Raw genomic sequence first — 13,845 nt, forward strand, 5'->3', positions numbered from 1 at the left:
GAGCGCCGGAAGCAGGCGACGATGCGCGGCCGGGCATCGCCATCGTCCTCTTTTGGAATACTCGCGACCAGGTCTTGCGCCTGGCTGTAGCGCGCGCGATGCGCCGCAGGTCGTCAGAACCGCTTTGCAGGATCATGCCGCAGGTCCAGGCAAGCGTCTTCGATAGCTGCTCGGTTTCACTTTCCATGTCGGATCGGATCCCCCTTGAACAGTCTGAGCGTCTGGATGAAGGCGGGAGAGATTTCGAATTGCCGCGCCATGCCGCGCCCCATCGAGTTTTTCCCCATTTCCTCGACAAGGAGACCGCGCTCTACAAGGAAGCGCATGGCCTGAGCGACGGCGCTTCTGTGGATGCCGGTGATTTCGATTAGAGGTGTCAAAGAGATGGGTTTTCCGTCACCATGGAGCTGGCCGACCACCAGCATGACCGAAACTTGCTTCATCCGGGCGCTGGGCGACTCTCCCTTGAGTGGATTGCCGAAAATCTGGTTGAGGGTCATCGTCGCAAACGCCCCAAGCTGCACCGGATGCGATGACCTGCGGAGCGCTGTTGCGGCCGCACCTGGCTCGGTGCCTTCGCGGTCAATTTTTCCAGACACTGTCTTCCTCTCCTTCATGGAAGGCCTCCTGATGACGCCGCACAACTCTTGACCATGCCGGTCCAGCGCCGTTTCAATCAACACGCGCTTTTTTGGTAGGATGAAACGATCAACCCCGTTTCATGAAATTCGTGCACGCTGTTCCATCATCCGCGCGAAAACGATCAGCCGCGTCAGGCGCGGCGAATGGGGCAGAACAGGGAAAAATGAGAAGGGAAAAACCGGTCGCAGAGCGGCCAGTCCGCCGACGCTGACGCTCAACCGCCCCCTCCGCATCCCGGCCACTCGACCGCGCAGGGCTAGAGCCCCGCTTGGCACTTCGCGGCAGGGCTGCTCGCGCGCAGTTGCACCGGCCAGCCCGCTCCGCGGTTGGGGATGTGTCTTCGAAAGAATGAAGACAGGCAAGGAGCGGCAGCTTGCCGCCTCCCGGAACCCCGGACAAGAGGAGTTTTCCCATGCATATCCTGAAACTCGATCCCCGCGCGCTGAACGACAATCCCGATGCCGCCCGCCGCTCGAAATCTTCGCCGCAGGCCGATGCGCTGTTGCTGGCGACGATAAAATCCGTCGGCATCATTCAGCCGCCGGTCGTGTCGCCGCAGAGCGACGGCGGCAACGGCTTCGTCATCCAGGCAGGCCATCGTCGCGTGCGTCAGGCGATTGCCGCCGGCCTCGACGAAATCGAGGTTCTCGTCACCGATGCGGCCACCGATAATGGCGCGATGCGCTCGATGATTGCGAATGTCGCGTTTGAACCGCTAAACCCCGTCGACCAGTGGCGCGGCATCGAGCGCCTCGTGGCGCTTGGCTGGACCGAGGAAGCGATCGCTGTCGCGCTTGCATTGCCCGTCCGCCAGATCAGAAAACTTCGCCTTCTGGCCAATGTCCTGCCGGCCATGCTGGATCAGATGACCAAGGGCGACATGCCGGCGGAGCAGCAGCTTCGCACGATCGCCGCCGCCTCGCTCGACGAACAGAAGGAGGTCTGGAAGGCGCACAAGCCGAAAAAGGGCGACACGGCTCAATGGTGGCAGATCGCCAACGGCCTTTCGAAGACCCGCATGTATGCCCGCGATGCCAGTTTCGGCGACGATCTGCGCCAGGCCTATGGAATCGAATGGGCGGAAGACCTCTTCGGTCCCGCGGACGAAGACAATCGCTACACCACCAATGTCGAGGCCTTCCTTGGCGCCCAGCAGGAATGGATGACCAGCAATCTGCCGAAGAAGGGCGCGATCGTCGAGGTCAACAACTGGGGCCAGCCGGATCTGCCGAAGAAGGCTGAACGCGTCTACGGCAAGCCTGGCAAAGGTGACCATACCGGCCTTTATCTTGACCGTGAGGGCAAGGTGCAGATCGTGCACTATCGCCTGCCGGACGCCAAGCCTGCCGCTGGAAAGACGGCCGCTGGCGCCGATGGCTCGACCGGGGCCGAGGAGAATGTGGGCGGGGCGAAGTTGCGGCCGGACGTCACCCAGAAGGGCCATGACATGATCGGCGACTTCCGCACCGATGCGCTGCATGAGGCGCTCGCACGTGCGCCGATCGAGGACGACATGTTGATGGCGCTCATGGTCATCGCCTTTGCCGGGCAGAATGTCCGGGTCGACTCCGGCGCCAACGACCATGTGTTCGGGCGCAAGTGTTTTCAGCGGCATGTGGCGCGGCTGTTCACCGAGGACGGGCGGTTTTCCTTCGACATGGAGACGGTGAGGATCGCTGCCCGCTCGATGCTGGTCGAGGTTTTGTCTTGCCGACGCGGCATGTCGAACAGCGGTGTCGTGTCGCGCATTGCCGGCGCGGCGATCGGCGCGGATGGATATCTCCAGAACATGGGCACCGAAGACTTCCTCACCTGCCTGTCGCGTCAGGCGCTCGAGGCGGCGGCCAGGGAGGCGCGTATTCAGCCACGGCCGCGGGTGCGTGAGACGCGCGTCGCACTCGTCGAGCACTTCAAGGCCGATGCGAGCTTTGTCCATCCCGACGCACTGTTCGCGCCCGACCCGCTGGAAGTCGCTGATCTGATGCGGCAGGCCGATGACCTCGACGCGCATGATGACGCCGAGGATGAAGGCGGCGGCAGTGTCGACGCCGCGACGATCGGTGCCGGGGACGTCGAAGACGCCTCTGTCTCCGATGAACACAGCGCCAAGGAGCCGGAATTGGCCGACGCCGACATCCCGGCAGACACCTCCGACGAACCTGCCGAGGAGCAGTCCGCCTACGGCATCGCAGCGGAATAGCCGCCACCCTTCTCCTTTCCGAATGAACACCGCCGCCGGGCATCTCCGGCGGCGCTTTCGTTTTCGCGAACCGCAGAACCCAGAGGAGCTCCCCATGTCTGCGTCCTTGATATTCGACCTCGCTCCCATCGGCTCACTCGTTTCCTGGTCCGACGGCACACCTCGCCCACCCGAAAGCTTCCGCAATAAACTCGCCGCCTGGGAGACCCGCAACAGCCAGGGCCGACTCATTCGCAAGGAGGCGCCGCGCAGGCTCGGCAGCTATACCGCGCCCGGCTTCTTCACGCTGCATGAGGGCGATATCGGCAGCAAAACCATCATCCTCGTCACCATCCGGAGGACCTTCGGGCTTGATTCCGATCTCACCTTCAGGGTGATCGCGCGCCCTGCGCCTGGCTCTGTGCGCATTTTCGACCGCGCCGGCGACACGCGCGAGGTGCTCCATCTCGATGAGGACCGGCACGCTGCAGAGGCCTGGTTGAAGACCCACCGCTATCCAGGCGCCGTTCTGGAGGAGGTGACGGACGACGAGGCGGCGGCTGCCGGCCTTGAAGGGAGGGCGGCATGACGCGCACCAGGCTTCAAAACGACAACACGGCCGCCATCCCTGATGGAGGCGTCGAATTCGGCACCAGTGCCGATGGATTTCCGGTGGCCAGGATCGGTGACACGCTGCTCGCCATGGTCCCCGGTCACGCGGGATCGTATTTCCTCGCCAGCGCCTGGCGACTTTCGCGCCCGCTTTCGGAGCTGAAGCGCGACCATTTTTACGGTCATGACGGCCGCCTCGATGACGAGGCGGCTTTTCGCGCCCGCGTGCTGGCGACAGCGCAGCACAAACGCGAGCTGGCAGCGCTTGCCCGTGTCCAGACCCGCATGCCCGCCAGCACGCCCTGGGGCACGTCGCAGCTTGCCACCCTCTATGCCGACGGTGTCGTTCTGCACTGCACCGCCAGTCACGGCGGCTTTCATCTTTCGCCCGACCGAAATGCAAAAGTCGATCCCGACCTCAGAAACTTCGCAGGCTTTTATGAGGAGGACGCTGAATGTGCGATCGTCGCGATCACCTTTCCAGGTCTCTTCACGCGTTTTGAGCTTGAAAGCGCCGACGAGACAATCCGCAACAGCTGGCCGAATGTCTGGGAGAAGATGAACGGACGGGAGCTGTTGCCCAGGCAATCCTGGATGAGGGACCGTCTGGATTTCGAACGGCGTCATGCCGGCGACTGGGTCGTGATTTCGGCGATCTATTCGAACCATCATCCTGATATGACCGAGGTGATCGCCACGCGTGGCGCCAAACGCGATGGGCAGACCGAGACAATGCGCTTTCTCGTGTCCCGCACTGAATACGCAACGCGGGGCCGCTTTGGGTTCGTCATCGATGCCGACCGTCACGATGCCTATGACGGCCCGTCCAGTTTTGCCGGTCGGCAAGGGAGGGCCGTGTGATGGCGCCAACGGCAAACCGCAGCGCGCAGCTGTCGCGCATGGAAGAAGCGCGGCGGCAGACGCAGCACCAACTCGATCTGATCGACCGGCAGATCACGCGGAAAATGACCGTGCTCATTCCGCTGATTGGCCGGCGTCAGCGGGGATATCGCCGTGGGAAGGGTGAGCCACCAGGCGCTTTCCTTGAACGCTATCGTGCGAACCTGGCGGCACTCACCGCTGAGCGACAGCCGGAGGTCGATGCGCTTTTGCGAAAGCTGGCGCGCCAGGACGCCGCAATCGCCGCGGTTCGCAGCCGTTCCGGCGTGAGCGGCGATCTGGCTCAACCCTGTGTGGAGGCGTAGCGCCATGGCAACGATCGGAGACCTTGAGCGACAAGCCGGCATCGGGCCCTCATCGGCGGAACGCACCGCATTCTGGCGGCAGTTCCATCACCTCGACGCAAAGGCGTGCCTCGATGCTGGCGTAGCGGAACTCCGGCGGCTGATCGCCGCAAAGGGGTGCCGGGCCAACGTCATGGCCGCTTCACACAGGCCTGTTCGCAAACGCGAACGACTTCCTCCGCTCAACCCCGAGCAGGAGGCTGCGCTCCAGGCCTATGCCGCCAGGCATGGACGGCGGTGGAAGAGCATCCTGAACGATGTCTGGATGGGTGGTGCGCCCCACGACGATGGCGGGATCCTGCGCGGTCTGCGGAACTCGCACGGTCCAACCTGGCTGCAGTCCTATCGGTTGCCCAGGGCAAGATCGCCGGACGGTGCGGTCGCCCTGCCACTAACGCGCAAGCCCACGACCGGCGATGACGAGGTGTAGCGTTCCGGCGGCCGTTCGCCTTGTCCAGCACCTGACTGAGCCGGATCCCCGCCGGCTCGTCCTTCGGTTTTGCTGCGGTCTGAACCGGCGGCCGTCCGCTTCAAGGCCGCTATCGCGCCGCCGTGCGGCCGGAGCCCGCCGTCCGTCGCAGAGCAGCTCCGCTTGGCAATTGCAAGGGCAGGATGCCCTGCTTGCCCGCAGATCGGCTCCGCTTGTCCAGGCCGTGCCCGGACCCTGAAGCGCCCGTCTTCCGCCGGTTCGGGTCGACCGCACCGAAGGGCAAGCCGGCAGGGGCCGGAACCGCTTCGGAGCTGGAAAGGAAGACCCATGGCAAAGCCCGCTACCACCCCTCGCCAATCCGCCCGCGTCGTGCAACTGCGCAAGGGCGCCACACTCGAAATGGTCCGGCTCACATGCCCGGACAGCGCCCAGGCGCTGAAGATCGCCGAGAGTTTTGGAACCGCCATTGTCGACAGCGACGGGATCCGCGATCTCCATCAGCGCCTCATCACGGAGACATCGGATGCTCTTGCCGAAGGCCTGGGCGAAAGGGCCATGCAGATCCACCTGCAGCGCATCGTCGGCGCCTTCGTCGGCTCGGCCCACGGCGCCGGCCAGTTCTACAGCCGCGCGGTCACCGAAGCGCGCGACGCCACGGCCAAATCCGCCAACGATACCCGCGACGAGGATCTCGACGGTCCCGTCGGCTATGACAGCGCCGCCCAGCGCAAGCGCGAGTTTGCCGCCGACATGGGCGTGCAGGCGCATGCGCTCCGGATGGCCGCCGAAGGCGCCGTGGCAGCCTATAAGCAAATCGTCGGCGAGACCTGGAAACCGTTCGACCGGCCGATCGAAAATCCCGGGCAGAACCTCGACCGCAAGGCGGCAGCGGCCCAGATGTCGGTCTTCGACTGATTGGCCTCCGGCCGGGCTCGGCCGCGCGCACCGTCTATCGACGACAGAGGCCGTCTCCCGGAGGCGGCCTTTTCCTGCTGCCATCCCGGAGTTCTTTCGGTTCGAGGCAAGTGACGGGTGAGGAAAGGGAAAAACGCAGACGGCGCCCCATCGCGGCCCCGTCCCGGTTGTCGGTCCTGCCGCGGCCGGCAGCGAGCCGCAACGGCTTTGCCGTCCTCCACTGGCGTTGCGGCCTTCGGTGCGCTCGCTCGCCTGTGCCCCGGCGCTGGACCTCGGTGACGGGGCCGCGATGGGCGCGGCCTCCATGACGGAGGTTGAGAACATGAAGGGTAAGCAAAGCGGATCGCGCACCGACATCTATGCGCGGATCACCGAGAAGATCGTCGCCGATCTGGAGAAGGGCGTGCGCCCATGGGTGCAGCCGTGGAGGGTCGGTGACGCGTCCGGCCGGATCACCCGGCCGCTGCGCCACAATGGCGAGGCATATACGGGCGTCAACGTGCTGCTTCTCTGGTCGGAGGGCGTTGCACGCGGCTTCTCGTCGCCGACCTGGATGACGCTTCGGCAGGCCAACGAACTCGGCGCCCATGTGCGCAAGGGTGAGAGCGGTGCCACCGTCGTCTATGCCAGCCGCTTCAAGAAAACCGAGACGGACGCGAGCGGCGGCGAAGTCGAGCGCGAGATTCCATTCCTGAAGGCGTATACGGTGTTCAACTGTGAGCAGATCGATGGTCTGCCAGATCATTGTGACCGGCGTCCGGAGCCGGCGGGCAGTCCTGTCGAGCGCATTGAACACGCTGATCGATTCTTCGCAAACACCGGCGCGGAGATCCGACACGGCGGTTCGAAGGCTTACTATTCTCCCGTGGGTGATTTCATTCAGATGCCAGTGTTGGCAGATTTTCGAGATGCTGCCTCTTACGTCGCTGTAATGTCTCATGAATCAGTGCATTGGACGGCGCGGCCCGATCGGGTGGGCCGCGATCTGAGCCGCTATTCGACAGACAAGACGGCCCGTTGCAAGGAAGAATTGGTCGCCGAATTGGGAAGCTGCTTCCTATGCGCCGATCTCGGGGTGGTGCCGGAGCTAGAGCCCCGCCCGGATCACGCCTCCTATCTTCAATCCTGGTTGACTGTCATTCAGAATGACCAAAGGGCGATTTTCGCGGCGGCGGCGCATGCGCAGCGCGCGGTCGATTATCTGCACGCCCTCCAGCCGAAGGCGGAAACGGAGCGGCAGGCCGCCTGATGCCTCACGCGACGCTTGTTGGCGTTCCCGCACGTGACGTGTCCAAGCAAACCCGCCGAAGGGCTGGCGCCCGTCGGCGGGTCATTTCGACGACTTGAAAATGTAGATCAGAGCATCTACATTGCGTGCGTGATTTATCTACATGGAGCACCCATGCCGATCAACGTCAACAATCCGGAAGCGGACACGCTGACGCGCAAGTTCGCCCATATGGCCGGCGTCAGCATCACCGACGCGATCGTCATCGCCATGAAGGAGGCGATCGAACGCCGGCGCAAGGCCGAGACGCCGCGTCAGACCGCGGCCCGGCTCCGCGAAAAACACGGAGTCACGCTTGGCGCTGCAGCGCGTAAACCGCTTCCGCGCGAGGCTTTTGACGACATGTGGGAAAGCTGATGTTCGTCGATGCCTGCGCCATCATTGCGCTCCTCTCCGACGAGCCGGAGGCGGAGCGCGTTTCCGATGCCATCGTGGCGGCCAACGACGCCTTCACCTCGCCGGTCGCTGTGCTGGAGGCGGTGCTCGGTCTCGCCCGCGCCGACAAGTTCGCTCTGACGGTCGCCGAGGTGGAGCCGATCGTCATCGAGTTCCTCGACGAACGCGGCATCGACATCCGCGATCTGCCGCCCGCGAGCGAAACGACGCGTTTCGCACTTTCTGCCGCACATCGCTACCGTTCGGGCCGCCGTGGTCTCAACCTCGGCGATTGCCTCCACTATGCCTGCGCAAAATACTTCGATGTTCCCATCCTGGCCACGGCCGACGAGTTCAGACAGACGGATGCGCGCACCGTGCCCTGACACGGTTGTCTCTGACGGCTGGTTGCGCGCGAAGGCGCGAAAGGCACTGGACGATGCCCCGCCCGATACGCGGGCCGACCGGGCCGAGGGGCATTTCGGCGCGGCGGCTACGGCGCGAGTTCCTCGAACGGCAATCCCGAAGCCTGCCGACGCGCCAACTGCGCCCGGCAGGGGTGCGCAGCAAGAGCCCGCCGCGGCACGGAGCCCCCTGGAGAGACAGTGGCACGGCTCCGTTCCTGTTCCCCCGGCAAGAAGTCTGCTTCTTTACCCGGCCTGGCGCGGGATGTTGGGCGGTGAATAGGCGGATCATTGGCATGTCCGAGAGCCTCGTCCGTCGCGGAAGCCATTTCAATGGCTTCGTTCAGCGCGTTTCTCGTGGAGGTGACGCAGCCGGGGCGCCGGCAGAGGTGCCGACGGGATTGGGGCGCACCGATGCCATGCGCTGGTGAGCTTATCGACAGCGACGGCGCCGCCCTTGTTCCCAGGGTGAAGGTCGCCGATGATCGAGCGCCATGATCCCGCGCTCCCTCCCGTTTGAATATTGGGCGCACCCACGCAGACCGCGATGGATCTGGTGTGACCGAAGGACGCCTCTCGTCTCGATCGCCATCCCGCAACGGCCGGCCCCGGCTATTTTCCGCCGGCGGGCGAGCCGGCCTTTGCATCGCGAGGCAAAATAGCCGCGTCCGGCCGCCCTCCACTTCGTTGCGGCCTGTTCAGGTGCGGCGTCGATCGCCCCCGGTCCTTACACCGCCATCGAGGCAGCGATAGGCGCGGCCCGAGCAAACCGGAAAGGAACAGATCATGGCAGTCATCGGCGAATTCTCCACCAACGGGAGCAACAGCATAATCGGAAACGTGCGCACGCTCACGGTCAGCATGCGGGCCCGCCTCAACCCCATCGAACGCGTCTCGCGCGACGCCCCCGACTTCCGCATCACCGCAGGCAACAATGTCGAGATCGGCGCTGGCTGGAAGGCGGTTTCCGGCGACGGCGAGGAATATATCTCGGTCAAGCTGGACGACCCGAGCTTCAACGCTCCGATCACCGCGGCGCTTTGGCCGAGCGAGAAGGAGGGCGAATACACTCTCATCTGGAACCGGCCGAAGCGCGAGGCCTGATCCCCGCCAATAAGGAGCTCCGCCGCACCAGGCGGGGCTCTTTTCCTGCACATGGAAAACCGGAACCAGGCATTGAGCCCGCTTCTTAGCTGCCGGGTGCCAAACGGACCGGCAAATCCGCCAAAATGGTCCACGGTTGTCACAATGCCGCGACGCTTTGCACCGGATCTGAAGATAGTGTTCGACGCAGTCGAATACGGTCGCAACCCCTGGCCGGGGCTGCGGGCTCTCTTCTTTCTGCCGTCCCATTCTACGGCTGCTCAGCCCGCGTCAAGGACGAGCGTGGGCCCCCGGTTTTATCTCCGCTCCGGTTGCCTGCGCTTCGATAAAACCGGCACCCCACTCGCCGGCTCCGCCGGTCGCGTACGCGATCCCTGACACGCGCTTCCTGCGCACGTGGCCTGTTGACGTCATCAAAAGGAGACGACCAACATGACCACTCTCGATCAAATCAACGAACTGCGTGCCGAGCTTCGGAACTGCTTCTTCACCAGGGATGAACGCGCCGCGGCTGAAGCCGAACTGGCCGCTCTTATCGCACAGGCTCAGGCCGAGAACGAGCGCTTCGAACGCGACATCAGCACCGCAATCGCGGACCTCGAATGAGGCCGCGATCAAACGGGGGGACGCCCTCCCGTTTTCCGGACCGCCGCACCAAGGACCATTGATACGGTGCAAGGGCAAGCTGGCCGAGGGCACAACAGCTTGGCTGCCTATCAGACGGAACCGGCATCGTGATATCCGCGACGGCGCTTGGAGCGTTCCAGCCGCGTGGTGGCGGAGATCGCATCCTCGCCGCTGTCGAAGGTCTCGATCATCGACTGGCCGTTGGTGCCGATCCGGCCCCAGTTGCGGATCACCGAGGCGCCGCCGAACAGTGTCGGCTGGATCGCGAGCGAATAGAACCGGCGCATGTTCTGCGCGGGATCGATGCGGTGGAGATGAACCGGGTCTCTGTCCTCGTTCGACATGCCCGGATTGTCGCTTGCCTTGAGAGCTTCGTCCAACGACTTCGGTGAATCGGTCCGCATCGACCGATTCATGGCTGTGATGGATCAGTCGCACCAGCTCCGCCGCGCGCCATCCCACCGCCGCGCCAGACCTTCCGCGATCAACGTGTCGCCGATCGAGCGGCCATCCCGCGTCACCGCACGCAGCTTGCGGCCGTACCGGTCTTCGTCGCGAGCGCTCGCCGACAATGAGAACGGCCCGGCATTGAGCAGCTCCCGCAGCCGGTGTTTGGCTGCCTCGCCCTTCACCCGCTCGGCCTCACACCGCGGCGGGCTCAATTCCGGCGTGTCGATATCGGCGATACGGATCTTCTCTCCCGATAGCCAGAACGTGTCGCCGTCGACGACGCAGGTCCCGCGGCGGCCGTCTCCGCAGAACGGAAATGTCGCGCGCAGCGTGTCGGCCGCGGGGGTGGCCGCGGCAAGGGTGCGGCGGTCGCCAACCTGATAGTGATCGGCGGCATAAATGCCGGCTGCGATCAACGCGACAAGTGCGCAAGCCGAGGCCAGGCGAAAGCTGCTCCGGCCGTTGCCGCGGCGCTGGACGATTTTGCGGACCCGCGCGGGAGGCTTGCCTGCGTATGACGGTTTTGGTTTCTTGCGGTTGCCGTCGAAGCGGGCGTTTCCGTTCACCGGTTTAATGCCTCTCTCTGTTTTCCCGCCACCATATTCAGGCGAGGGTTACAATTTGCTTCTTGCGTCGCGAGACTCGCGTGCGCAGGGGAAGGCTTGGAAAGCCGCCTTGATCGGTTCGCGACAATGAGGGATACGCAACTCATTGGCAGTGGCACCCGGCGTGCGGCTGCGGGCAGGAGGATTGAGGGACCATCATGGAAGAGAATGTGCAGATCGGCAGCCGCGGCGATTTCGGGCTCTGGGCGATTGAAGTTGCCAAGCAGATCGTCGGCGAGCAGGGTTTTGAACTCGCCAAGGCGGCGCGTGACGGCACGGAAGACGAACTTCGGGCTGCCGGCAATGCGCTCGGTCAGGCGATCACCAACGTCTTGCTCGAAGTCTATGACGGGCTCCTGATTGAGGCTCCCGCGGATCAGGGCGGTTCTTGAGACAGACGTTTCATCTCTTCTCCGCGCTCGGCTGAGAGAACGCATTTGGCTTCACGCATGTCTTCATGTCCGCTCTGCGAAACCAGATCGCGCGGCCGCATCTGAGCGGCGGATTGCCGGCGGTAAACACGATCTGCTCATCGGCGCGCATGCGCATCACCTCATGCGGCAGGATCAGCGGGCGGCGGGCGAGCTGTTTCGAGCGCGACCGCGACGATCCTTTCATGCCGGAGGATTGACTGGTCTGATCGACCTCGACCGTGGTGTCGCCGCAACGCCTGGACAGATACTCCGCCGTCTCAGGGTCGTTGATTGCCGCAAACGAGATCCACGACGCCGACTCGAACCACTTCGACGAGGCATCGCGGCCGCCATAGGCCTCGCGCATCTGGCCGATAGACTGGAAGATCAGCGTCAGGCTGATGCCGTATTTGCGCCCTGCATCGCGGGCGGTTTCGAGGATGCGCAGGTAGCCGAGGCGGGCGACTTCGTCGAGCAGGAACAGCGTCCTGCCTTCGACCGCGCCATTTCTGTTGTAGATGGCATTCAGCAATGCGCCGATGACGACACGGGCCAGGCCCGGATGCGCCTCGAGCACCTTAAGATCGAGCGCGATAAAGATGTCCGTGCCGCCGGTCGCCAACTCGTCGGTGGAGAAACTGTCGCCGGAGACCAGCGCCGCATAGTTGGGATAGGAGAGCCAATGCGTCTCTTTCACTGCATTGGCGTAGACGCCGGAAAACGTCTCCGGCGTCATGTTGACGAAGACCGCGACATTCTCGCGAACGAAGGTGGATTCCGACTGCTCGTAGATGCGCGTCAGCCGTTCGCGCAGCTTCGGTTCCGGCTCGGAGAGATTGGCCCGCACACGGCGCAACGTCTGCTCATGTTCAGGCGTATTGCCGGACAGGCAGACGTCGGCGATCAGGGCGGTCAGCAGTTGCATGGCGGACGCCCGAAAGAAGTCGTCGCGCGCGGAAGCCGCCCGCGCATTGTCGGTCATGATCCATGTCGCGACCGCGACGATGTCTTCTTCCTTGGTGCCGCCGAAACGGCCGATCCAGTCAAGCGCGTTGAAGCCGGTGGCGGGGTTGGTTGGATCGAGCACGATCACCTTGCGGCCGGCCCGGCGCCGGTGATCGATCACCATCGGCGCCACCTCGCTCGACGGGTCGAGCACGATCAGAGAGCCGCCCCATTTGAGCGCCGTCGGGATCGTCACCGACGTCGTCTTGAAGCCGCCGGAGCCGGCAAAGACGATGCCGTGCGACGAGCCGAACGAGCCGTCGAAGCACAGCAGCGATGCCTTGCCGCCAGTCCCCCAGCTTTGCGCCTCACCGGCCCGAAACGGCATCGCCGCCACGTCGTCCTGGTCGACACAGTAGCGCTCGCCGATGACGATGCCGCCGGCATCCGGGAACAGCTTTCCGGCCTCGGCCATGCTCATCCAGTCCGCCTCGCCATGGATCGCCCGCTTTCCGCCGATCCGCCGCGGACCAGTCTTGGCAAAGGCGGCGTTTCCCCTGATCGCGACGCGCAATGCGAAGAAGGCCGCGAAGACCACGACGGATGCGCCGATTGCCGTCGGTGGATCGAGATAGGAGAGCACGGACTGGCCTGTCGGCACATTGGCCGCGATGCCGAGAAGCCGAACGGTCTCGCGCAGTGTGGCAATCATCACGGCGGCAAGGCTTCCCGTCACGACGCTCCAGCCCACAGCCCTGATGTTGGCAGCACCATTGGCGGCAAACAGGAAAATCACGCCGATTGCGGCCACTATCAGATAGGGCAGGGCAAGGCCGATCCGGCCGAGCATCAGCTTTGCCTGCGCCGTCGTTCCAAACGTCGCCAGCCAATGCTCGATGCCCGGCACGACGATCGCAGCGCTGATCATCATCGTCGCCGGAACGATGGCGAGCAGCAGCCTAGTCGCCGTCATGACCGAAGGCCTCCGTGCCGATCGCCGCAAGCCGCGCCCGCTCCGCCTGGTCGCACTTGATGCGGCGACTGGCGTCGATCAACAGGCCGAGCAGCAGTGCGCGTTTTTCGTAGCGCAAGCCGGCCTTGACGATCAGACCGCCGAGTTCGATTTTTTCGCGCGTATCCTTCTTGCGCGCGTCAGTCGTCATCCCCCTGGCCATCCGCTCAAGCCTCGCCACCGCTGCCCTGAGCCGCGCCAGGCGCGAGCGCCGAGGGCGTGCTGCGACCTGAGTTGTCGCCGTCGGCATTGCCCTTCCCGGTCGTGGCTCCCTTGCCACCACGAAAGCGTCTGGCGATGTCCTCGAACGCCGCCTGAAGGGCTGCCTCCTCGACCTCGATTTCGCCAAGACCTGCTCTCAAAGCAACGCGCCCGATGCGCTCGGCCTCGCGTGTCTCGGCGGCTTTCAACTGGTCCTGCAGGCGGGCGATTTCTTCGCGGATTTTCGATGAGGGTTTCTTCATTCCGGTCGTATCTCCCTGGAAAGCCTGTGGCGTTTTTCTTAGCCGCAAGATTTCATCGAAAGCCCGTCCTGGGAAAGGTGCAAATTTGCACGTCGGCAAGGCCGACACTTTCGGCCATCATCCCGCCGTTCCGAAG

The 13,845-nt window shown here is 64.1% G+C and carries 18 protein-coding genes; 12 read left to right on the forward strand and 6 right to left on the reverse strand.

What is annotated here, in order from left to right; all coding sequences use genetic code 11:
- Window positions 1–176: 176 nt before the first annotated feature.
- Window positions 177–599 carry a hypothetical protein gene (locus N2599_RS36585; RefSeq protein ID WP_084606654.1) on the reverse strand — a complete coding sequence of 141 codons (423 nt, stop codon included), beginning with the start codon at window positions 597–599 and terminating at the stop codon, window positions 177–179.
- Between the two features lie 455 nt (window positions 600–1,054).
- Here N2599_RS36585 and N2599_RS36590 point away from each other — a divergent pair, with 455 nt between their 5' ends.
- From N2599_RS36590 to N2599_RS36640, 11 genes are all read left to right on the forward strand, one after another.
- Entirely contained in the window at window positions 1,055–2,842 is a 1,788-nt protein-coding gene (locus tag N2599_RS36590; RefSeq protein WP_027512940.1) for a ParB N-terminal domain-containing protein, read from the forward strand.
- Window positions 2,843–2,936: 94 nt separating this feature from the next.
- Window positions 2,937–3,410 (forward strand): UCP036055 family protein, encoded by a 474-nt coding sequence (locus tag N2599_RS36595; RefSeq protein WP_027512941.1) that lies wholly within the window; start codon window positions 2,937–2,939, stop codon window positions 3,408–3,410.
- Window positions 3,407–4,294 (forward strand): DUF7007 domain-containing protein, encoded by an 888-nt coding sequence (locus tag N2599_RS36600; RefSeq protein ID WP_027512942.1) that lies wholly within the window; start codon window positions 3,407–3,409, stop codon window positions 4,292–4,294. The genes N2599_RS36595 and N2599_RS36600 overlap by 4 nt, the downstream gene beginning before the upstream one ends.
- On the forward strand, window positions 4,294–4,638 hold the full coding sequence (locus tag N2599_RS36605) for a hypothetical protein (protein ID WP_027512943.1): 345 nt from the start codon (window positions 4,294–4,296) through the stop codon (window positions 4,636–4,638). The genes N2599_RS36600 and N2599_RS36605 overlap by 1 nt, the downstream gene beginning before the upstream one ends.
- A gap of 4 nt (window positions 4,639–4,642) precedes the next feature.
- Window positions 4,643–5,107, forward strand: a complete 465-nt coding sequence (locus tag N2599_RS36610; protein WP_051336784.1) for a hypothetical protein — start codon at window positions 4,643–4,645, stop codon at window positions 5,105–5,107.
- A gap of 327 nt (window positions 5,108–5,434) precedes the next feature.
- The gene (locus tag N2599_RS36615) at window positions 5,435–6,022 is read left to right on the forward strand and encodes a hypothetical protein (protein ID WP_027512944.1); all 588 of its coding nucleotides are present in this window, start codon (window positions 5,435–5,437) and stop codon (window positions 6,020–6,022) included.
- A gap of 322 nt (window positions 6,023–6,344) precedes the next feature.
- Window positions 6,345–7,271, forward strand: a complete 927-nt coding sequence (locus tag N2599_RS36620) for an ArdC family protein (RefSeq protein WP_027512945.1) — start codon at window positions 6,345–6,347, stop codon at window positions 7,269–7,271.
- A 153-nt stretch (window positions 7,272–7,424) separates the two neighbouring features.
- The gene (locus tag N2599_RS36625; protein ID WP_027512946.1) at window positions 7,425–7,667 is read left to right on the forward strand and encodes a type II toxin-antitoxin system VapB family antitoxin; all 243 of its coding nucleotides are present in this window, start codon (window positions 7,425–7,427) and stop codon (window positions 7,665–7,667) included.
- Window positions 7,667–8,071 carry a type II toxin-antitoxin system VapC family toxin gene (locus N2599_RS36630; protein WP_027512947.1) on the forward strand — a complete coding sequence of 135 codons (405 nt, stop codon included), beginning with the start codon at window positions 7,667–7,669 and terminating at the stop codon, window positions 8,069–8,071. Before N2599_RS36625 ends, N2599_RS36630 begins: the two co-directional genes overlap by 1 nt.
- A gap of 804 nt (window positions 8,072–8,875) precedes the next feature.
- Window positions 8,876–9,193, forward strand: coding sequence for a DUF736 domain-containing protein (locus N2599_RS36635; RefSeq protein WP_027512948.1), 318 nt, complete (start codon window positions 8,876–8,878; stop codon window positions 9,191–9,193).
- Between the two features lie 432 nt (window positions 9,194–9,625).
- Entirely contained in the window at window positions 9,626–9,799 is a 174-nt protein-coding gene (locus N2599_RS36640; RefSeq protein WP_167333943.1) for a hypothetical protein, read from the forward strand.
- Between the two features lie 110 nt (window positions 9,800–9,909).
- Here the strand turns inward: N2599_RS36640 and N2599_RS36645 are convergent, their stop codons facing one another.
- Both N2599_RS36645 and N2599_RS36650 read right to left on the reverse strand, forming a co-directional pair.
- The gene (locus N2599_RS36645; protein WP_027512949.1) at window positions 9,910–10,164 is read right to left on the reverse strand and encodes a WGR domain-containing protein; all 255 of its coding nucleotides are present in this window, start codon (window positions 10,162–10,164) and stop codon (window positions 9,910–9,912) included.
- Between the two features lie 84 nt (window positions 10,165–10,248).
- Complete coding sequence (locus N2599_RS36650; RefSeq protein ID WP_375714173.1) at window positions 10,249–10,683, reverse strand: thermonuclease family protein; 435 nt, start codon at window positions 10,681–10,683, stop codon at window positions 10,249–10,251.
- A 350-nt stretch (window positions 10,684–11,033) separates the two neighbouring features.
- On the opposite strand from N2599_RS36650, the gene N2599_RS36655 reads away from it, so the two are divergent.
- The gene (locus N2599_RS36655; protein ID WP_027512951.1) at window positions 11,034–11,267 is read left to right on the forward strand and encodes a hypothetical protein; all 234 of its coding nucleotides are present in this window, start codon (window positions 11,034–11,036) and stop codon (window positions 11,265–11,267) included.
- A 10-nt stretch (window positions 11,268–11,277) separates the two neighbouring features.
- Here N2599_RS36655 and traG read toward each other — a convergent pair whose 3' ends face one another.
- The 3 genes from traG to traC are packed head-to-tail and all read right to left on the reverse strand — an operon-like array spanning window position 11,278 to window position 13,709.
- Window positions 11,278–13,206, reverse strand: a complete 1,929-nt coding sequence (gene traG, locus N2599_RS36660; protein ID WP_027512952.1) for a Ti-type conjugative transfer system protein TraG — start codon at window positions 13,204–13,206, stop codon at window positions 11,278–11,280.
- Window positions 13,193–13,408 carry a type IV conjugative transfer system coupling protein TraD gene (gene traD / locus N2599_RS36665; protein WP_027512953.1) on the reverse strand — a complete coding sequence of 72 codons (216 nt, stop codon included), beginning with the start codon at window positions 13,406–13,408 and terminating at the stop codon, window positions 13,193–13,195. Before traD ends, traG begins: the two co-directional genes overlap by 14 nt.
- A 4-nt stretch (window positions 13,409–13,412) precedes the next feature.
- Entirely contained in the window at window positions 13,413–13,709 is a 297-nt protein-coding gene (gene traC / locus N2599_RS36670; RefSeq protein ID WP_027512954.1) for a conjugal transfer protein TraC, read from the reverse strand.
- Between the last annotated feature and the right edge of the window lie 136 nt (window positions 13,710–13,845).

It is taken from the genome of Rhizobium sullae, assembly GCF_025200715.1.
GTDB classification, from domain to species: Bacteria; Pseudomonadota; Alphaproteobacteria; order Rhizobiales; family Rhizobiaceae; genus Rhizobium; species Rhizobium sullae.